This is a genomic window from Pseudomonas sp. GW704-F2 (assembly GCF_059423025.1).
This window is the reverse complement of the sequence record NZ_JBWKXO010000027.1, coordinates 1-19,483: the sequence shown is the minus strand read 5'-3', so window position 1 is coordinate 19,483 and position 19,483 is coordinate 1. Positions and strand designations below refer to the sequence as shown.

The window sequence follows — 19,483 nt, the reverse complement described above, 5'->3', positions numbered from 1 at the left end:
TGGCATTTTCTCTTCATAACAAGATGATTTTATTAGTTATTTCCTGATCTCATAAAAATACTAAAAACGTGCATAAGTTTTTTTGGGATAAAAAAACCGGTCCTTGAGACCGGTTTTTTATACACAGCGCAAAAGCACGTGTTGTCAGTCTTCCAACTGGGGCAGCTGCAGGGTGAATGTGGTGCCCTTGCCCACCACGCTTTCGCAACAGATACGGCCACCGTGCCGCTCCACAACGGCCTTGACCATGGTCAGGCCCAACCCAAGGCCTTCGCTGCCCTGGGCGGAATCGAAGCGGCGGTACTGGCTGAACAGTTCCGGCAAGTCCTTTGCCGCAATGCCCGGGCCCTGGTCGCTGATGCGACACTCCAGCCAACCTTGCGCGCTGCCGTGGCTCAACCTCACGGTGGTGCCGGCCGGCGAGTATTTGATCGCGTTCTCCAGCACGTTGAACAACGCGCGGGTGAGCAGGGATTGATCGGCCGACACCATGCCTTCATCCGCTTCATCCAGGTCGTGGATCAACTGGATGCCCTTGAGCTGCGCAATCACCGCCACCTGATCGAACGCATCCATCACCAGCATGGCAAACAGGCTTGGCTGGAAGTGGTAGCCGTCAGCCTCGGCTTTCGCCAGTTGTACGAACGATTCGGTGAGGCTCAAGGCGCGTCGAACCTGCTGCTCGATCTGGGCAAACACCGGCGACTCCGCGTTATGCACATCCAGCAATGCGAGGATCGCCGAGTGCGGCGCGCGCAGGTCGTGGGACAGGAAGCGCAGCATGGTTTCGCGGTGTTGCTGGGCTTCGCGCTCCTTGCTCAAGTCGGTCAGGCTGAGCAGCCAGCCGAGGGCGACGTCGCCTTCGGCGGGCAGCAAGGGTGCGATTTCCATGCGCAGGCTGCGTTGGTGGATGTCCCGGAACTCGACGATTTCCAGGGCGGACAGGGCGGGGCGCACGCCGTTATGCAGGGGTGGATAACCCAGGTCGGCGAGCTGTTCGAGCAGGTTTTGGTTGACCAGGTCATTACCGAATACTTCACGGGCAATGCGGTTGGCCAACAGGATGTTGCCCCGCGGGTCGGTGATCAGGGTCGCCACCGGCAGGCACTCGAGGCCATCGGCCATGAAGCGTCGGGTGTCACGGGTGCGGCTGACGGCCTGCTCCAGGGCAAAGATGCGCCCTTGCAACACATCGCCTTTGTTCGCGGGCGCTCGGCGGCGTTCGGGCAGCACCTTGGGTTCGTTGTCCAGGCGCGCCAGTTCCCAGCCAAAGTAGGCAAGGATCACGCTCAGGCGGCGCCAGTTCCAGATCAGGTAGCTGAGCAACATACCGATCAGGCAAGCCGCGGGCGACCACCAATGGCCAAGGCGTAACAGCGCCCACGCGCCGAGCAACGCGCCGGCCATGCAACCCAAGGTCATCCACAGCGCGTAGCGTGGGCGGTACAGCAAAAGGCCGAGCAACAACGCCACCCAGGCCGTGGCGATCAGTGCCGCGAGCCAGCCGGGGAGGTCGACGATGCTGCGCTCCTGCAGCAAGCCGTTGAGCACATTGGCCTGGATTTCCACACCGGCGGTGGTATCCGGAGTGGAGGAGAGCGGCGTCACAAAACGGTCCCCCAGCCCATAGGCGCTGGCGCCCACCAGGATCAGGCGGTCGCGCAGCAATTCGGCCGGCACTTCGCCGTGCAATACGCTGGCGTAGGACACACTGGGAAACCCATGCGGCTCAGACGTGGACGGGACGCGAACTCTATATTCCCGATGCCAGCGCTGACTGTTGGGTTGTTCGCTGCGTCCCGGCATTTGCGCGGTTTGCCCACTCAACGTATACGCCAGCCATGCCAACTGCGGCAGGGTGTTCCCAGGCGGGCCTTCACGCAGATACAGGCTGCGGACGGCACCGTCGCTGTCTGCTTCGACGTTGATATGGCCCAGCCCCTTGGCGCAATTGAGCAGCGGCAACAGTTGTTCGCCCGGCTGGCTCGCGCCGCCATCGCGTTCCAGGGGAAGCAAAACATTCCCGGCGTTGCACACGGCATTGGCCAGGCGCTGGTCATCCGTGGCGTTGCGCGGCTCACTGAAGATCACATCGAACAAGATACCCGTGGGTTGGGCAGCGCTCAGACGGTTGATGACGTCGGCATGCAGGCTGCGCGGCCATGGCCATTGGCCGAGCTTTTTCAGGCTCTGGTCATCGATGGTCACCAGCAAAATGCGTGGATCGACCGGCAGAGGGGTCAGGCGGCGCAGGTCGTCATACAGCGGGTTATTGAAGGCCAGGCCCGCACTTAAGGACAAATATGCAGTAAAGGGCAGCAACACCAGGCCAATCCACAGCCACTCCCGAAACAGACCATGGAACAACAACTGCGCCTGGGTGGGCTGGCGTTTTTCGGCCTTGCGCCACAGCATCACAGGGCGACCGCCAGGAACCCGCACCGCTGCTGAAAATGGACAGTTGAAGATGTCATAGACCCGGTTTCTCCCTCCAGGTGGTGCGCGGTGTGGTGCTGAACCCAGTGAAGCTCATTTTGATCGCCCCGGGGGTTTTCCTGAGTGCGTTCGTTGAAACATACCGTACATCGGGGCGCAGTATCAGCTACCCGCACGGCTATGCAATGCCAGCGGCACTGATCCTTTTCCTTACGCGCGGGAGTCGGTATCTTTCCCCCTGAGTCGCATGGTTTTTCAAAGCGTTAACGGCCCTTTGATATCAGCGTACCGAGAGATCCAAAGGGTCGTTGAATCTGAGCACAATTCTTCAGATTCAATGACTGGCATCTGCGCAGCAAGGACGCCCGCTCTTCGACCGGCCGACAGCTGAAATATTTCCAAGTAGAAAGGACCCACCCATGCGTGTCGCAATACTGGATGACGAACCCGCTGAATTGCAGCGGGTGGAACAGACACTGCGACAGATTCCCAGCAACCTGGAACAGCCCTGGTCTGTGCATTGCTTCGAACGCGGTGAAGACCTGCTGCGCCAACTGCGCCGGGAAACCTTCGACCTACTGATCCTCGACTGGCAGCTGCCCGACATCAGCGGCATCGCCTTGCTGCGCTGGACCCGTGAACACATGGAATCGCCTCCGGCGGTGATCATGCTCACCAGCCGCGATGCCGAGAGCGATATCGTCACCGCCCTGAACAGCGGCGCCGACGATTACGTCAGTAAACCCTTTCGCCCGAATGAACTCAAAGCCCGGGTCAACGCCGTCCTGCGCCGCCACGGTCTGCAAAAGTCGGCGACGTCTGAAGTGCAAAGTTTCAACGACCTGACCTTTGACGACGCCGAACTGACCGTCACCCGCGCGGGCAAACCGATCAACCTGACCGAGCGCGAATACCGCCTGGCCAGCTGCCTGTTCGCCAACCTGGCGCGGCCGTTGTCTCGCGAGTATCTGTATGAGCGGTTCTGGAGCCATGAAGAAATGGTCTCGTCGCGGCCGCTGGACACACATATCTATCGGCTGCGGAACAAGCTGGGGTTAACCGCGGATCGGGGTTGGCAGTTGTTGACGATCTATGGATACGGCTACCGGTTGGAGAGTGTGGCGGCCGCCTCAGCGGGTTAAAAATGCCGATGTTCCACGTGGAGCATTTGGCTTTATTGATGCAGAGGGACGTGGCGGCTATCCAAATACGGCCGCATCAATGCCTCGAACCACTCGTGGAACACATCCAGTCGCTGCGAACGCTGCCGGCGGTGCGGGTAGAGCAGGGATACCGGCATCGAAGCGGCACAGTAACTCGACATGACCTCCACCAGTTGTCGTGAGTCCAGCAGGTGTTGGACGTCAAAGCGCGGGATCTGGATCAACCCCAACCCTGCAAGGCAGCAAGCGATATAGCTTTCGGCATTGTTCACGATCACCCGGCTCGGCACGTCGAACCGCTGCACGCTGCCGTCGCCGGACAGGTATTCCCAAGGCAGTTCCTTGCCCGACTTCGGCGACGCATAGCCGATGGTCCAATGTCCGTCGAGTAGCTGCGCAGGCTGCTGAGGCTCTCCATGCTCAAGCAGATAGGCCGGGCTCGCACAATTGATCAAGGCAATCTGACCCAGCGGCCGCACCACAAGACTGCTGTCATGCAGCGCGCCAACGCGCACCGCACAGTCCACACCTTCCTGCACCAGATCGATGGCCCGGTCGGTCGAACCCAAAATCAATTGAAGCAGGGGATGACAACGCAACAGGCCGGGCAGCGCTGGCGCAATGACGCGGCGGGCAATGCGGCTGGGCACATCGATGATCAGCCGGCCGGAGACTTGCCGCTGGCTGGCCTGGAATAACTGGTCGATGTCTTCGACGTTGCACAACACCGGGCGCACACGGCTGAGCAATTGCTCCCCATCGGGTGTCAGCCGTACCTGCCGCGTCGTGCGATGCAGCAGGCGCACGCCCAGCTGAGCCTCTAACTGCTGGATGGCCGCAGACACCGACGCTCGTGGCATCTCCAGCGCGTTGGCAGCTTTGATGAAGCTGCCCATCTCGGCCACTTTGGCGAATACGCGGTACTGGTCGAATCTGTCCATGATCTGCCCTGCCGATGGTCCCGACGTCAGCCTGCCCAGGGGCGCCTGCTCTGCGTCGATTGTACGGCGCCCCAGCAGCGGATGGCGACGAAGATCACACTGCGGATAATGGATTTACTTGGTGGTGTACCCACCATTGATGAGAATGGTCTGGCCGGTGATCCACCAGCCGTCACTGACCAGATGGCGAATGAAAGGCACCACGTCCTCGATGTCGGTCAGGCCTGTTTTGCTGAACGCCGAGAGCGCGGCGGCGGTCTTGTGATAGGCCACCGCGTCGGCGCCTTCGGCCGGGTAGAAGAACGGCGTATCCATCGGCCCCGGACCGACCGCTGTCACCGAAATACCGCGGGCGCCCAATTCCTTGGAGGCCGCTCGGGTGTAGTGTTCGACCGGCGCCTTGGTGCCGGCATAAGCGGCATAGAACGGCGTGAAGGCGCCCAGCAGCGACGTCACTATCGTGCAGATCTTGCCATGGTCGTTGAGGTGCTTGCCCGCCTCCTTGAGGAAGAAGAAAGCGGTCTTGGAGTTGACCGCGCTCATCTCGTCGTATTCGGCTTCACTCACCTCGGCCATCGGCTTTTTGAGCACCTTGCCAACGGTGTTGATGGCGATGTCGGGTTTGCCGACCGCGGCGATGGCATCGGCGAACAACCTCTCGATGGCGCCGGCCGTCGTCAGATCCCCCTGCAGCGCGACGGCCTGTGCGCCGCTGGCCTGAACGGCGGCAACCGTGGCATCGGCATCAACCTTGGACGCGGCGCTGTTGTAATGGATCGCAACAGCCTTGGCACCCTGTGCGGCCATGTCACGGGCGATGAGACCGCCAAGGTTCTTCGCGCCACCCGCGATGAGAACGACTTTGCCTTTAATGGAATGGTCTGCCATGGAGAATCTCCTTCACGAATCGATGGAGAATCGAGATTAGGCCGCTTCAACGCGGCGATAAACCGTGGATGACTGGATGAATAATCCAGAAAAACACCCCAATCAGGCAGATTGGAGTGGGGAAGGTCACGTAATAAAAACCCGGATCGAATGCAAAAAAAGCCCGCGATTTGGCGGGCTCTTTTCGTGATGTTCAGCTAATCGGTGAGGATTAGCCGAACCATCTATGTGTGCAACTCCACGGAGGGCCTGGAATGCTTGGGAAGACGCAGACGGGAGCCTCTTACTCCTCAGATGCCACCAGTCGCACACCTTTACGCGTGACCTGTTGCCCGACTTCAAAACGCCCATTGGGTGAGCGCACCGTACTAATCTCGCCTTGCGCGTTTTTCACTTCATAAGCGGTTTCAGACTTGCCAATGCCTCCTTGCACCGCACTGCCGGCAAAAAAACCGCCAGCTGCGCCGACTAATGCTCCAATCGGGCCGCCTACCGCGCCAACCATCATTCCGGTCAAAACGCCGACCCCCTTGCCGGCGGTTGTGTCGGGGACTACACGGATTATCTGGTCTGCCTGGCATAGCGGAGACAGCAGTGTACACAGGGTGAAACTGAGCGCGATGGTACGAGTCATGAGATTGTCCCTTTGGGGTTTGCGTTAAGTTCATTACCTAATACACAAACCGGGCCAACAATTTTATTGTTTAATATCAACTAGTTAAATAACAACACTGTCATTATGACCTAAATTGAAAAAGGTCATAATGACAAAGAAATAGTCAATATGACTTCCTATCGCCGGTTGAGGCAATTTGTTGAAGGGAGGGGTTGAACAGCGCTCAACGTTCTACAGAGCCGCTATGCGTCATGAGCGAAGATCGAGTTGTTGCACTTGAGATAGCGTTGAAACGGTGATGGCGATCGACAGAAATAATGGAATTGATATTGATCAACTATGCAGACAATCAATTGGCGCGATAATCGCAACGGCGCAATGACCTGGGCTCTAACGTTCAAACCCCACATTGAGGGCCCAGGTTATCTGGAATCAAAAAGGCAGCGGCAGGGGGAGGGCAACGGCATTCAGATGGCCCAGGAAGAGAAAGCCCGAAACCAATACCGCGTTGATCGACCAGGCCACCGTGAGGAAACGAGCGATCTGACCGTAGAGGGGGTCACTGACATTATCCGCATTGCGCCATACCGCATTGAGCATGCACGCGGTGTAGGCCACAAAACCCAGCAGCATTAGACCAAACAGGGAGGGTGCAACTTTGTTGAAGGCGACCAGAATCAGGCCAAACAGTACATTGCTGAGCACCACCCCATAGAGCCAGAACACCACCCACAGCGCAGTGCTGCCCTGCGAGTTTACCCACTGCTGAAGCTTACTCATCACAACCCCCTGGCTAGCTAATAGCCGATTTCCCTATAAGCCCGTACAGACTTCACCCAAGTGATGCCGACGTAGGGACGTCGTGCATGGTTTCAGTCTAGCGGGTATTTCCTACATGTCCCGACCGAGTACAAGTAGGCCGACAAACCTTGCTTCCTTGTTTCCGGGTTCTCAGCGGGACGGGTTTATGGAGTAAACGATGGACAAGAAATCGCTACCGGATTGGGATCCCAGGTCTGAAGCCGTATTAAAGGATCAGACGACAGCCTATGACGACATGCGCCACCGTTGCCCGGTCGCACACAGTCAATATGGCTATACGTCGTTATTCAGGCATGCGGATGTGCTGCGCGTACTTAACGATCATGAAACCTTCAGCAATGCCGTCTCGCGTTTCCCCGCGGTCCCCAACGGAATGGATCCGCCCGAACATACGGCGTACCGGAACCTCATCGAGCGTTATTTCAGCCCGGAGCATATGGATGCCTTTGCGCCGACGTGCCGTGACATAGCGGTTCGTCTGGTGCAGGCATTACCGGATGAAGGCCGTGCAGAACTGATCGGCGAATTTGCCCAGATCTTTGCGTTGCAGATCCAGTGTGCCTGGCTGGGTTGGCCGGCGGATTTTCATGAACCGCTGCGCCTGTGGACGCTGAAGAATCACTCGGCCACGCTGTCCAGAGACGAGGCGGCCCTGAGTGCCGTGGCCCTTGAGTTTGACGGTTACATCAAGGATCTGCTGGACGTGCGCCGTACCGCTGGCGCTGCTGCGTCGCATGACATCACGACCCTCTTGCTACGCGACCAGTCCTTGGGAAGGCCCCTGACGGACGACGAGATCGTCAGCATTCTACGTAACTGGACGGTCGGCGAACTCGGTACCATTTCCGCCTCGGTCGGCATTCTTGCGCACTATCTGGCGACCAACTTCGGGTGGCAGCAGCGATTGCGCGAACAACCCGCGCTGTTACCTGTCGCCATTGATGAAATACTGCGTATTCATGCACCACTGATCATGAACCGTCGGGTGACTACGAAAGAGGTCACGCTGGGTGGGCGCACGCTGGCGAAGGGTTCGCGTATTGCCCTCAACTGGGCGTCCGCCAATCGGGACGAAGCGGTCTTTGGAGATCCCGATGAATTGCGCCTCGATCGCGATCCCGAGCTGAACCTGCTCTATGGCGCCGGCATTCATGTCTGCCCCGGTGCGCCGCTTGCCAGACTGGAGCTACGGATCGTGATGGAAGAACTGCTTGGACGCACCAGCCGGATTACGCTGGCGCCGGATAAAGAACCAGTGAACGCGTTTTTCCCTGCCGGTGGGTTTTCTTCTCTACACCTGCAGATTCAGAAACCGCCGTCCCAACCGTTGGGCGCCGGCCTTCCCCTCGAGATCCGATAGCGTTTTATGCTGGACCGCTTGGCGGCAAGGGCGACATGTGGGTCAGCATGACTGACCTGCATTGAGCCCTGATCGGCCGCGAGTGTTATTTCAAACCGAGCCGCTTCGCCAGTCGGTGCAGGTTGGCCACATCCATATCGAGCATTCGCGCACAGGCAGACCAGTTATCTGCGCAATTTTTCAGCGTGTTTTCAATCAGCTGACGCTGGAAGCTATCCGTCGCATCCCGTAGGCATTGGCCAACGCTGCTGGAAGGAACATCCACAGCAACAGGCAGTATCGCCAGCTGTTCGGGTACTTGATTGAAATGCTGTGCTTCCAGCAGCAGCTCTTCACTTTGCTGGGTCGCACGAGCAAGGATTGTCGCTCGATAAACAGCATGCTCCAGTTCGCGAACGTTTCCTGGCCACGAGTACTGCTTGAGCAACGACAGGCAACCGGCAGCCAACGCCACCCGTTGCAATCCCATGCGTACCCGGCTCTGCTCGCAGAAAAAACCCGCTAGCAATGTGATGTCCTGTCCACGCTCACGCAGTGGCGGCACATGCACAGGGAACACGCTTAAACGGTGGAACAGGTCGACCCGGAAGCGATTGTTCAGCACCTCCTGCTTCAGGTCACGATTGGTCGCGGCAAGCACCCTTACGTTGACCCGCAAGACGGTATCGTCACCGACCCGTTGCAGGTCGCCGTATTGCAATACCCGCAGCAGTTTTGCTTGCAGGCTCAGCGACAGTTCACCGATTTCGTCGAGGAACAGTGTGCCGTTATCGGCCATTTCGAACTTGCCGGTGCGATGATGGATCGCCCCGGTGAAGGCACCTTTGACATGGCCGAACAACTCACTCTCAGCCACTGACTCCGGCAGCGCAGCGCAGTTTAGATAGACCACAGGGTGACTGGCGCGTGATGAACCTTCATGTATCGCCTTGGCGACCAGTTCCTTGCCGACCCCGGTTTCTCCAGTGATCAAAACGTTCAGGTCGGAACCTGCCACCATTTCGATCTCTCTTTTCAACTGTTGCATGACCTCGCTGAGCCCGACCATTTCGGTGCCGGGTTTGCCCGCCGGGACATGACTGATGGAGAGAGGCGTAATGGTCTGACTTTCCAGTTGCTCGACCAGCAACGCATTGGTCAAGGCAGCAGAAGCGAGGGCGCCCACCAGTCGCAGCTCTTCGTCGCTGAAGTGATCAAACTGTGCCGGGTCCATGCCATCGATCGTCAGCGCACCAATCAGTGTCTGGTCCGCGAACAACGGTAACCCGATGCAGGCATGTACTTTGAGGTCCTGCCGGCTCGGGATCAGGCCGTCATAGGGATCAGGCAAATGACTCTCTGCCGGAAAGCGCACCACGTCACCGGCGCGAGCGATGGCTTCCAGGCGCGGATGTGCATCAAGGCTGAAGCGGCGCCCCAGAACATCCGGTGCCAGGCCATCGATCGCCAGCGGACGGAACAGTCGCTGTTCATAACGTAACAAGGCAGAGGCGTCGCAACCGAGCAATTGGCGCAGGGTATTGATCAGACGTTGAAAGCGGTCCTGATGGGAAATGCCGCTTTGCAGCTCAATAGCGATGCGTGCCAGGGATTCAACGGAGAGACTCATGGTTTGTCACTTTGACAATGAATTAGTCATAAAGACAATAGTCGGGCAATGTCATATTGACAATCACTGTTTTATTTTTCCTTTTAAATCAACTAGTTATTATATGGCACGAAGGTTGCCATCTTCAGTGTAGAACATCATTTCTATACCGAGGTAGGTCATGTCAATTCACGTCAAAAACAACATTCATTGGGTCGGTCAGCGCGATTGGGAAGTGCGGGACTTTCATGGCACAGAATACAAATGCCACAAAGGTAGCAGCTATAACAGCTACCTGATCCGTGAAGAAAAGACCGTACTGATTGATACGGTTGATCACAGGTTCAGTCGGGAATTCATACAGAACCTGGCGATGGAAATCGACCTGAACACGCTGGACTGTATCGTCATCAACCATGCGGAAGAGGACCATGCAGGAGCGCTGACAGAGTTGATGTCGCTGATCCCGAATACGCCGATCTATTGCACCGCCAATGGCGTGGACTCGATCAATGGTCATCACCATCATCCCGAATGGAATTTCCACGTCGTCCATACCGGCGACACCCTGGATGTCGGCAATGGCAAACAGCTGGTTTTCGTGGAAACCCCGATGCTGCATTGGCCGGACAGCATGATGACGTACATGACCGGCGATGCCGTTCTGTTCAGTAACGACGCCTTTGGCCAGCATTACTGCGACGAACACCTGTTTAATGATGAAGTGGATCAAAACGAACTGTTCGAACAGTGCCAACGCTACTACGCCAATATCCTCACCCCATTCAGTCGCCTGGTCATTGCCAAGATTACCGAGATCCTCGGTTTCAACCTGCCGGTCGATATGATTGCCACCGCTCATGGCGTGGTGTGGCGGGATAATCCGACGCAGATCGTGCACCGCTATCTGGAATGGGCGGCGGACTATCAGGAGGATCGCATCACCCTGTTCTACGACACCATGTCGAACAACACCCGCATGATGGCCGATGCCATCGCGCAGGGTATTCACGAAGTCGATCCCGGTGTGGCGGTGAAGATTTTCAACGTCGCGCGCCACGACAAGAATGAGATTCTGACCAACGTGTTCCGCTCAAAAGGCGTTTTGGTGGGCTCGTCCACCATGAACAACGTGATGATGCCGAAAGTCGCCGCGCTGCTGGAGGAAATAACCGGGCTGCGTTTTCGTGACAAAAAGGCTTCGGCGTTTGGCAGTTACGGCTGGAATGGCGGGGCGGTAGACCGTATCCAGACACGCTTGATGGACGCTGGTTTTGAAACCACATTGGCGCTCAAAGCCAAGTGGCGGCCGGACGGTGACGCGCTTGAGGTTTGCCGGGCTCATGGCCGCGAAATCGCTCGGCAATGGGCGCTGCATCCATCGACGGCTGCACATGTCGTACCCGCTGCAGCCACCGCAACTGCCCAGGCAGACCCCATCGCGGACAACGGCCTGCGCATGCGCTGCAGTGTCTGCCAATGGATTTACGACCCCGCGATCGGCGAGCCGATGCAGGATGTGCAGGCCGGTACGGCCTGGTGTGATGTGCCTGATTACTTCCTGTGCCCTGAATGTTCAATGGGTAAATCGGTATTCGATGAGCTGCCTTCGGAGGCGACATGAACCGGGAAATCGTCATTGTGGGCTCCGGCTTCGCGGCTCGTCAGGTGGTCAAGAACTTGCGCCGGCTCGATGCAGCGGTGCCCATTCGATTGATCGCTGCAGACAGTTGCGATGAGTACAACAAGCCCGACCTGAGTCACGTCGTCAGTCTCAATCAGACTGCCGACGACATGACTCGCCAGCCTGCGGCAGAGTTTGCCGAGATGTATCGGTTGACCCTGAACTCGTGCTGCCAGCTCACTGCGATTGACCGCGAAAACCAGCGTGTTAGCGCCGGTAATGAGGCATTCAGCTACGACCAACTGATTCTCGCCACGGGGGCGCAAGCCATGGTTCCGCCGATTCCCGGGCGGGAGTGGATGGTGACTCTGAACAGCCAGCAGGAATACCGTCATGCACAACATGCACTGCGGGCTGCACAGCGCGTACTGATCCTCGGGGCCGGCTTGATTGGCAGTGAACTGGCCATGGACATCAATCGTGCCGGAAAGCAGGTGGTGCTGATGGACAAGTCCTGCAGCCTGCTCGCATCGTTGCTTCCTGTTGAGGTGAGCAGCCGCCTGCAGCACCGGTTATGCCAGATGGGTGTGGAGATGCTGTTTAACCAGGCGTTGGTATCCATTGAAAAGAGAAACGATGGCCTGTTGGCGACGTTGTCCAACGGCCGACACATCAGCGCCGATGTGATCGTTGCCTCAATTGGGTTGAAGCCCGATACGACGTTAGCCACACAGGCTGGCTTACGAGTGGACCGTGGCATTGAAGTTGATGAACGCATGTGCACCTCTGACCCACGCATATTCGCCGTTGGCGATTGCGCGCAAATCCAGGGCAAGCTACTGCCGTTTCTGCAACCTATCCAGGTAAGCGCCATGACCCTCGCGCGTAATGTGCTGGGTGGGAATGAGGAAGTTAAGTTCCCGGCGATGCTGGTGAAGGTCAAGACTCCGGAAATGCCGCTGCACCTGGCCGGAGAAACCAGCCGCAAGGACTTGCAATGGCAGATCAGCCTTGAGGCACAGGGGCTGATAGCCAGAGGCATGGATATGGCAGGGCAGTTACGTGCGTTCGTCGTCAGTGAAGACCAAATGAAGCAGGCCTTTACGCTACTACGGCAACTCTCGCTGTGAATCCAATTGGCAGAGCTCTCGCGCGTTCCTGGACATACGGGCAAAAAAAGGCCAACCCGCAGGGGTTGGCCTTTTTTGTAGCGCGCATAGTGTGAAGTTCAGCTGCTTTTGTAAGTTCCTACACCCGATGTCGATGGGCATATTAAGTGTCATTCGTACCCTAGGTGGAACCAGGGTTCCTCGTGAAGCATGGGCACTATAAATGTCGCAGATGAGCCGCAATTAGTGTCATCCCGCAGTTTTTTAACACTATTAAATGTCGTTTCCGTTCATTAATCGCAACTCAACCAAGAGACCGATTACAGCCCCTGTCGCTCGCGTAACGCCCTCCGGAACTCCTCATTTTTCTCCTCCACCATCGCGGTCAATTCGAAATGGTGGACCTCATAAATCTGGAATGGCAGAAGAAGGGTTCTAAACATTGATAGAATCAGCAATCCAATGCTCAAGACGAATAGCCATTGCCCGACAGCTACCGCCTCACCGTGACTTTGGACGATCAGCCAGATTAGGCAAGCAAGGATGCAGGCGATGTGGACCGCCAGGGTCACTGCTTGGGAAAAAAGGAGGTAGGTAATTTTTTCAACATAGAGGGGTGCTTGATCGACGGTTAGCAACTTGGAGCCACCGCTTCTCCCAGTGAACAGCATCAAGGTGACCATGAAACCAGCGAGCACAGAAATGAACGTCATGATCCCTGTCATGATGTCTTTCATTGCAACTGCCTGGTTTCCCGTAGCAGCACCATCAGATAACCAATAGCCTAAAGCGGCGCCGACAGAAATCGGGACAACAGCCGCTACCGTCTGTTTGATCCAAAAATGTGACGTTTGGGTATCTCCGCCAAGGTTTCCAATTCTTCCTTAGCGGCGTTCAGCAGGTAGGCTTTGCTGAGCTGTTCGGGCATGACAATCACTCAATATTGGTGGGCAAGCAGCCCTGAATGGGCGGGTGACGGAGTTATCCGCAGTGTCATCTCAGCGTCAGTCCTGCTTCGGTGGTATCCGCATCGTTTTCTACATCTTCGCCTTCCTCCTGCACATCACCTTTGTAGGCAGTTTTGCAGGTGGCTTGCTCAATCAGCGCCAGGAGCCGTTGCTGCCTATCCTCCATAAACTCCTCAAAAGCATCTCTCCTGAGTACGTCAGGATCGATAAAGTGAGATATGAGGTAACTATCTAGATTTTTCGAATCCACACCAGGTGTGGAAGCATCGCCTAACTCCAGTTTCTGTAGGTAAACGGAGGGTGCCACACCGCCGATGACCCGGTTCGTCCGGAATGACAAAGGTGTTTTGTTAATGATGGAGTCGTAGACCTGTGGTGGAATGTTGCGCTTCTTGCACCAGTCCTGAGGAAAGATATGGTGGATGTCGACTGACTCGCCGAAAAATACCGTGTGATCGAACTTCTGACCTGACCGGATATCCCGAGCACCTTCCTTCATCAGCAATGCGTTGACACCTTTGTAAGCGGCAGAAAGACGCATGCGCATGCTTTTCAAACGATCAGGCCGAAATATCGTTTCGCTTACGGTCGATGGTTCAGATCCACCCTTCAGCCAAGCCGGAACCTCCGTGAAATCTCGCGCGATGCGAGTATCGACGGCAGAACCATAAAGCTCGCCAAAGACTCCATTCCAATACCATTGAACCAATTTCGCCCGGTTAGCGTCGTGCTCCCAAGCATCTCCGATATCAGCCAGAATCGCCGCTAGAGGTACAATTTGCGATTGGTACGGCAAATCGAAAATACGATAAATATGAAGCGTGTGTAAAAATTTCGCAGCCTTGATAAAACCCGCTTCCACCTGATGCTCGTACTGCTTGTACGCCTCAAGCGGTAGGTTGAGTAACGCGTGGCGATTCCCCGTCACAGCAGGTAGGTCTTTGCCCTGTTTTCCCTGCTGCTCCGCAAGTCGGCGGCGATCTCGTGTATGGAACAGCGAGATTGCTTGCAGGAAATCGGTGTTGGCCACATTTGCGATGATTCCGCTTTCGGCATCCGCTGGTCGCAGCGCTTCAGTAAAACGACGATGACGCCCTTTGGTATGCTCATCTCCATACCAATCTTTACGCAGCTCATGACCCGAAGCGGCATACATTGCCGTTACCAACTCAAATGCGTCGAGAGGCTTGCCTCCCGTATTCACCTTCTCGAATACAACACACACGGCCTCCTTGCTCGTAGCCCGATCCAGCGCAATAACCGGTACTCTGTATGATTTGAAGTTCTCTAGAATTTCTTTTTTGAACGCCCGAAACTCACTACGCGTCGTCTTATCATCGACAGTCGACCAGTATTCATCAAACCCGTCCTGCCACTGATCCCAATCGAAAACCTGGGAAACAGGAAACATCATCGCTGCATATTCTTTGTCCGGAGTGGAAAGGTCGGAAATTATCTCTCGACCAAAAGCACTTCGCAGCACACGATCCTCTGGGAGACCAACTATCGCGTCTTCCCTATCTACAGATGGGTCTAATGCCTTTCGAATATCGATGTAAAACCATCGTTTTACCTTCTTCTTTTTGGGCGTCACTGTTTCAACGACTTGGCCGCGCAACGTGACCTGGTACATTGACGTCATACGCTGCTGCCCGTCCAATAGCAGTGATTGAGGAGGCATAGATTTTGACGAGGAGGGCGCGCCCTCAATAAGGCGCGGCTTGAAATCCACTGCTCCCCCTGTATCTAAGGTCATAAGAGCACCTACAGGAAAAGCCCGCGAGATCGAGGCTATCAGACTTTTTATACGGTCTTCATCCCAAACCCAGCTCCTCTGAAAATCTGGAAGTTGCAGAACACCCTGATGACTATCGGACAGGAGCTTGAACAGGTCGATAGGGTTGGTTTGAAATGTTGAACCCGCCATCGGAGCAATCCTTCGCGAACTGATGTAAGAAAGCCAGCATGCCTTTTTGGCTCGTATCCGCATAGCTCTTCTTGAGTACAAATCCGTATTACTTAAGCTCAGCTCCGCCTGACATAGACAAGCAACAATCAATTGCATCCACCGCCCGTATCAAATCCAACCTCAGCGATGGAAGCGTCGCGAACATTACAACGCTGTTACGTTGAGACATTTCCAGAAAGCTTGCCAAGACGGCATCGGAGTGCTGAATAAGACGAGCCAAATGCTCACCTCGCGGGCCGCAAGTCCCTCTCAGCCAGTTTTTGGCAGTCCTCTCGTTCGCATTTGTCCACCTCATTAGTGTCTTAACTGCTTGGTGCGTCGAGCCCAGCTCACCTTGCAAAGCCACCGCCAATCCCGATGCGTAATCTTGCCTAGTCGGAAAAGTTTTGCCCTTTTTAGGAAGCATTTTTCCTCCGTTAATCCTCTATGGTTGAAAGACACACCGCTTGCTTGAGTAGCGCCCCGACGGCGCAAGTCTAGTGTGGATGCACGCAGGGGCTATTGCGTATGCGCAGTCATAAAAGTGCTCACTCAGAAAGCTCACGCCACGACGCAGGCTCGGCAGCGGCTTACGTCCGGATGTCCACAGAACATCAGCAGTATTCAACTGAAAATCAGCTCGACACAATCAAACTCTATGCGGCAGCGCACTCCCTCGAAATCGTCAAAATTTACACCGACGCCGGTAAAAGTGGTCTTCGCCTAGAAGGGCGTGATGCTTTGATTCAATTGTTCACCGACGTTGAAAGCGGCCAAGTCAGCTTCTCCACCATTCTCGTCTACGACGTCAGCCGCTGGGGCAGATTTCAAGATCCGGATTTGGCTGCCAGCTTCGAAGTAAGGTGCCGACAGGCCGGTGTCTCGGTTCACTATTGCGCAGAGCAATTTGCTAATGACGGATCCCCACTCTCGAACGTCGTCAAGAATCTAAAGCGAATGATGGCCGGTGAGTACAGCCGCGAATTATCAGTGAAAGTTTTTGCAGGGCAGGCACGTCTGATTCAAATGGGCTTCAGACAAGGGGGGATGGCAGGCTATGGGCTAAGAAGGCAACTCGTGGATGCAGCCGGTGCCCCCAAAGCTGAACTGGTTTTAGGTCAACACAAAAGCATCCAGACAGATCGTGTCAAACTGATCCCAGGGCCATCGGAGGAGGTCGCGACGGTTCAGTGGATCTATAAGCAATTTGTTGAGGCGGGCTATACCGAAAGGGAGATTGCCGAGCAGCTAAATAATCGCGGACTCCAAAGCGACCTGGCCAGGCCATGGACCAAGGGTGCAGTCCACCAAGTGCTCACGAATGAGAAGTACATAGGAAATAATGTCTGGAATCGCTCTTCTTTCAAGCTCAAGGATGAACACGTACGCAACCCTCCGGACCAATGGGTTCGAGCAGACGGTGCATTTCCAGCCGTAGTGGATCCGGTATTGTTCGCTGCTGCCAGGGAGATCATCCAGTCACGCAGCTATCGCATGCCAGATTCAGAGATGCTGGAGAGACTCAAACAGCTCTATGAAAAATCTGGCTATCTGTCTGGTCTGATTATCAATGAGTCTGACGATTGCCCCTCCAGCACGGCGTATCAATATCGATTTGGCAGCCTTCTACGGAGCTACTCGCTGATTGGCTACACCCCTTCTCGGGATTACGACTACGTTGCCGCCAATCATCAACTTCGACTGATGCACCCACTAATTCTGGCTCGTACTGTGGAGCATATTCAGCAAGTAGGAGGAAGAGTCGCCATCGATCCCGTAAGCGACCTACTCCAAGTCAACGAAGAGCTGCTGATTTCTCTTGTACTGTGCCGCTGTCAGCGTGGTAGCTCTGGGGTAAGTCGTTGGAAAATTCGCTTCGACCTTGGCCTCTCGCCAGATATCACTGTTGCCGTCCGTATGGAACCAGGGGAAGAGTTAGCCCGCGATTACTACATACTGCCGACAATCGATATTCAACAGTCCAACATCCGTCTGAATGAGTCCAACGCCTCCAACCTGGAAATCTATCGCTACGACAGCCTCGAAGCACTTGCGCAGCTGTCTCGTCGCACTGTTGTGGGGAAAGCCGCATGAACATGCCACAACACCCTCGAAGCCCACACCATGTCGGGGAGGCGGCAATCATCCAAATGATCAGTCTGGATCGTATTCGAGTCCTCAACCCTCGTGCGCGCAATAAGCAGGTGTTTGCCAAGCTGGTCGAAAATATTTCGAGCTTGGGCTTGAAGCGCCCGATTACCGTCACACCCTCCAACGCCCAAGAGCCTAAAGGTTTGTTCGAATTGGTATGCGGGCAAGGGCGATACGAAGCTTTTTGTGCTCTCGGCGAAAGAGAAATCCCCTGTGTCGTCGTCAGTGCCAGTGAGGCAGACCGATTTCTCATCAGTCTTGTAGAAAACCTTGCACGCCGTAAACACACCAATAAGGACTTACTTTACTCCATCCAAATCCTTTCAGAGCGCGGATACACCACCAAACAAATCAGCGTCAAAACCAGCTTGGATCCGACTTATATCAACGCCATTCTTGTGCTCTTGCGCCAAGGAGAGGAACGGCTGATCGCCGCCGTGGAGAAAGGCTGGCTACCACTCAGTATCGCCACCGAAGTCGCCAGATCTAGTGATACCGAGGTGCAAGTGGCGATGGTGAAAGCCTATGAGACAGGTGTATTGAAAGGCGAACAGCTGATCAAGGTCAGACGATTAATCGACAGACGAAGGGCCTTGGGGAAAAATTATGGCCAACGGCGATCAAACGCCGACCAAACGACGACGCCGCAAAAACTCCTGAGGACCTACCAAACCGAGGTCAGGCGCCAGAGAGTCATGATTAAAAAATCCGACATCAATGAGCAACGCCTACTAATCATGGTAACTGCCATGCGGCGACTGCTGGCCGACGATTATTTCTGCACGCTGCTGCGCAGCGAAAAAATTCCGGACATGCCTAAGTCGTTGGCTGATCGTATTCAAGGTGAGGGCTGTTCATGGCCCAGGTGAAACAAGGCTTTGAGAGACAGATTATCCCTGTCCCCCTCGACCAGATTTTGCCGACCCGAACTCTGGATAAGGAGATCGAGCAAAGCAAAAAATACTTAACCATCATGACGTCCATTCGGGAGCTGGGGGTCATTGAGCCGCTCGCGGTGCATCGGCAACATAATAACGTGGAGGGTACTTCAACCTTCATGTTGCTGGATGGCCATCTTCGCTTGTACGCGTTAAAAGCACTGGGCGCCAGCGAGGCCCTGTGCCTGCTATCAACCGATGACGAAGGCTTTACCTACAACCGGCAGATCAACCGCTTAACGCCTGTGCAAGAGCACAAGATGATCCTCGCCGCTATTCATAAGGGCATTTCCCCAGCCCTGATTGCCAAGGTACTGGGCATCAACGTGGACCGCATCCATGAGCGCCAGCACTTGCTTGATGGCATTGCCCCTGAAGTAGCGGAAATGCTCAAGGTCAAAATGGTAAGCCAGGACGTTTTTCGTACGCTTAGAAAAATGAAACCCTTCCGCCAGATTGAAGCGGTAGAACTGATGGTTTCCGCCAACTGCTTCACCCAGACCTATGCAGCGATGGTGCTGGCGGCGACGCGCCCAGACATGTTGATTGAGAAAAAAACCAACCTCGCATCCGAGGTCAGCGTTGAGGAAATCGCAAGGATGGAACGCGAGATGGAAAAGCTGTACCACGATTACAAAGTCGTTGAAGAGACGCTGGGGGAAACGATGCTGATTCTTGTGGTTGCGAAGGGCTATATCGTACGACTGCTACGCAATGAAAACATATCGAGCTACTTAAACCGCTGCCATGGCGAACTCTTGGAAGAGCTAAGCGCGATCATAGACGCGGTCAGTTCCGACGCCAGAACGCCCGAACGGGAATGACCATTTCAAAACCGATCTTTTTCAGTATCGTGTTGGCGCTGATTGAAAACTGACCCACCCTGCCGATTGAAAATTGACCCAGGACGGATTGCTGATTTCTGTCCCAG

16 protein-coding genes are annotated in these 19,483 nt (G+C 55.5%); 7 read left to right on the top strand and 9 right to left on the bottom strand.

The features are described from left to right. Positions 1 to 144: 144 nt before the first annotated feature. Entirely contained in the window at positions 145 to 2,418 is a 2,274-nt protein-coding gene (locus tag AC07W0_RS21170; protein WP_102618200.1) for a CHASE2 domain-containing protein, read from the bottom strand. 437 nt (positions 2,419 to 2,855) lie between these two features. Between AC07W0_RS21170 and AC07W0_RS21165 the strand changes: the two genes are divergently transcribed. Next, a complete protein-coding gene (locus AC07W0_RS21165) occupies positions 2,856 to 3,578 on the top strand; it encodes a response regulator transcription factor (RefSeq protein ID WP_017848955.1) in 723 nt (240 codons plus the stop codon). 32 nt (positions 3,579 to 3,610) lie between these two features. Here AC07W0_RS21165 and AC07W0_RS21160 read toward each other — a convergent pair whose 3' ends face one another. From AC07W0_RS21160 to AC07W0_RS21145, 4 genes are all read right to left on the bottom strand, one after another. Then, entirely contained in the window at positions 3,611 to 4,540 is a 930-nt protein-coding gene (locus tag AC07W0_RS21160; RefSeq protein WP_017848954.1) for a LysR family transcriptional regulator, read from the bottom strand. Between the two features lie 114 nt (positions 4,541 to 4,654). Further along, positions 4,655 to 5,428, bottom strand: a complete 774-nt coding sequence (locus AC07W0_RS21155; RefSeq protein ID WP_102618201.1) for an SDR family oxidoreductase — start codon at positions 5,426 to 5,428, stop codon at positions 4,655 to 4,657. A 283-nt stretch (positions 5,429 to 5,711) separates the two neighbouring features. Beyond that, the gene (locus tag AC07W0_RS21150; protein ID WP_046381569.1) at positions 5,712 to 6,062 is read right to left on the bottom strand and encodes a hypothetical protein; all 351 of its coding nucleotides are present in this window, start codon (positions 6,060 to 6,062) and stop codon (positions 5,712 to 5,714) included. 414 nt (positions 6,063 to 6,476) lie between these two features. Further along, positions 6,477 to 6,824 carry a hypothetical protein gene (locus AC07W0_RS21145; RefSeq protein WP_017848951.1) on the bottom strand — a complete coding sequence of 116 codons (348 nt, stop codon included), beginning with the start codon at positions 6,822 to 6,824 and terminating at the stop codon, positions 6,477 to 6,479. Between the two features lie 199 nt (positions 6,825 to 7,023). Here AC07W0_RS21145 and AC07W0_RS21140 point away from each other — a divergent pair, with 199 nt between their 5' ends. Continuing rightward, positions 7,024 to 8,226, top strand: a complete 1,203-nt coding sequence (locus tag AC07W0_RS21140; RefSeq protein WP_102618202.1) for a cytochrome P450 — start codon at positions 7,024 to 7,026, stop codon at positions 8,224 to 8,226. 85 nt (positions 8,227 to 8,311) lie between these two features. On the opposite strand, the gene norR is transcribed toward AC07W0_RS21140, so the two are convergent. Beyond that, entirely contained in the window at positions 8,312 to 9,835 is a 1,524-nt protein-coding gene (gene norR, locus AC07W0_RS21135; protein ID WP_079442533.1) for a nitric oxide reductase transcriptional regulator NorR, read from the bottom strand. A gap of 160 nt (positions 9,836 to 9,995) precedes the next feature. On the opposite strand from norR, the gene norV reads away from it, so the two are divergent. Further along, the gene (norV, locus tag AC07W0_RS21130; RefSeq protein ID WP_102618203.1) at positions 9,996 to 11,438 is read left to right on the top strand and encodes an anaerobic nitric oxide reductase flavorubredoxin; all 1,443 of its coding nucleotides are present in this window, start codon (positions 9,996 to 9,998) and stop codon (positions 11,436 to 11,438) included. Then, complete coding sequence (gene norW / locus AC07W0_RS21125) at positions 11,435 to 12,568, top strand: NADH:flavorubredoxin reductase NorW (protein WP_102618204.1); 1,134 nt, start codon at positions 11,435 to 11,437, stop codon at positions 12,566 to 12,568. Before norV ends, norW begins: the two co-directional genes overlap by 4 nt. A 299-nt stretch (positions 12,569 to 12,867) precedes the next feature. Here norW and AC07W0_RS21120 read toward each other — a convergent pair whose 3' ends face one another. The 3 genes from AC07W0_RS21120 to AC07W0_RS21110 form a co-directional block, all read right to left on the bottom strand. Then, a complete protein-coding gene (locus AC07W0_RS21120) occupies positions 12,868 to 13,284 on the bottom strand; it encodes a hypothetical protein (protein WP_102618205.1) in 417 nt (138 codons plus the stop codon). Positions 13,285 to 13,540: 256 nt separating this feature from the next. Further along, entirely contained in the window at positions 13,541 to 15,442 is a 1,902-nt protein-coding gene (locus AC07W0_RS21115) for a GmrSD restriction endonuclease domain-containing protein (protein WP_102618206.1), read from the bottom strand. Positions 15,443 to 15,530: 88 nt separating this feature from the next. Beyond that, complete coding sequence (locus AC07W0_RS21110) at positions 15,531 to 15,890, bottom strand: hypothetical protein (protein WP_102618207.1); 360 nt, start codon at positions 15,888 to 15,890, stop codon at positions 15,531 to 15,533. 101 nt (positions 15,891 to 15,991) lie between these two features. Here AC07W0_RS21110 and AC07W0_RS21105 point away from each other — a divergent pair, with 101 nt between their 5' ends. The 3 genes from AC07W0_RS21105 to AC07W0_RS21095 are packed head-to-tail and all read left to right on the top strand — an operon-like array spanning position 15,992 to position 19,376. Next, positions 15,992 to 17,557, top strand: coding sequence for a recombinase family protein (locus tag AC07W0_RS21105; RefSeq protein WP_102618208.1), 1,566 nt, complete (start codon positions 15,992 to 15,994; stop codon positions 17,555 to 17,557). Beyond that, entirely contained in the window at positions 17,554 to 18,483 is a 930-nt protein-coding gene (locus tag AC07W0_RS21100) for a ParB/RepB/Spo0J family partition protein (RefSeq protein WP_102618209.1), read from the top strand. The genes AC07W0_RS21105 and AC07W0_RS21100 overlap by 4 nt, the downstream gene beginning before the upstream one ends. Further along, the gene (locus tag AC07W0_RS21095; protein ID WP_102618210.1) at positions 18,471 to 19,376 is read left to right on the top strand and encodes a ParB/RepB/Spo0J family partition protein; all 906 of its coding nucleotides are present in this window, start codon (positions 18,471 to 18,473) and stop codon (positions 19,374 to 19,376) included. Before AC07W0_RS21100 ends, AC07W0_RS21095 begins: the two co-directional genes overlap by 13 nt. Positions 19,377 to 19,483 lie beyond the last annotated feature (107 nt).

What these genes read in the sequence shown, in the direction of transcription:
- AC07W0_RS21140 (WP_102618202.1), top strand. Translation starts at nt 7,024, where the DNA reads ATGGACAAGAAATCGCTACCGGATTGGGATCCCAGGTCTGAAGCCGTA.
- AC07W0_RS21095 (WP_102618210.1), top strand. Translation starts at nt 18,471, where the DNA reads ATGGCCCAGGTGAAACAAGGCTTTGAGAGACAGATTATCCCTGTCCCC.
- norV (WP_102618203.1), top strand. Translation starts at nt 9,996, where the DNA reads ATGTCAATTCACGTCAAAAACAACATTCATTGGGTCGGTCAGCGCGAT.
- norR (WP_079442533.1), bottom strand. Translation starts at nt 9,835, where the DNA reads ATGAGTCTCTCCGTTGAATCCCTGGCACGCATCGCTATTGAGCTGCAA.
- AC07W0_RS21105 (WP_102618208.1), top strand. Translation starts at nt 15,992, where the DNA reads ATGCGCAGTCATAAAAGTGCTCACTCAGAAAGCTCACGCCACGACGCA.
- norW (WP_102618204.1), top strand. Translation starts at nt 11,435, where the DNA reads ATGAACCGGGAAATCGTCATTGTGGGCTCCGGCTTCGCGGCTCGTCAG.
- AC07W0_RS21145 (WP_017848951.1), bottom strand. Translation starts at nt 6,824, where the DNA reads ATGAGTAAGCTTCAGCAGTGGGTAAACTCGCAGGGCAGCACTGCGCTG.
- AC07W0_RS21155 (WP_102618201.1), bottom strand. Translation starts at nt 5,428, where the DNA reads ATGGCAGACCATTCCATTAAAGGCAAAGTCGTTCTCATCGCGGGTGGC.
- AC07W0_RS21100 (WP_102618209.1), top strand. Translation starts at nt 17,554, where the DNA reads ATGAACATGCCACAACACCCTCGAAGCCCACACCATGTCGGGGAGGCG.
- AC07W0_RS21165 (WP_017848955.1), top strand. Translation starts at nt 2,856, where the DNA reads ATGCGTGTCGCAATACTGGATGACGAACCCGCTGAATTGCAGCGGGTG.
- AC07W0_RS21115 (WP_102618206.1), bottom strand. Translation starts at nt 15,442, where the DNA reads ATGGCGGGTTCAACATTTCAAACCAACCCTATCGACCTGTTCAAGCTC.
- AC07W0_RS21160 (WP_017848954.1), bottom strand. Translation starts at nt 4,540, where the DNA reads ATGGACAGATTCGACCAGTACCGCGTATTCGCCAAAGTGGCCGAGATG.
- AC07W0_RS21120 (WP_102618205.1), bottom strand. Translation starts at nt 13,284, where the DNA reads ATGAAAGACATCATGACAGGGATCATGACGTTCATTTCTGTGCTCGCT.
- AC07W0_RS21150 (WP_046381569.1), bottom strand. Translation starts at nt 6,062, where the DNA reads ATGACTCGTACCATCGCGCTCAGTTTCACCCTGTGTACACTGCTGTCT.
- AC07W0_RS21110 (WP_102618207.1), bottom strand. Translation starts at nt 15,890, where the DNA reads ATGCTTCCTAAAAAGGGCAAAACTTTTCCGACTAGGCAAGATTACGCA.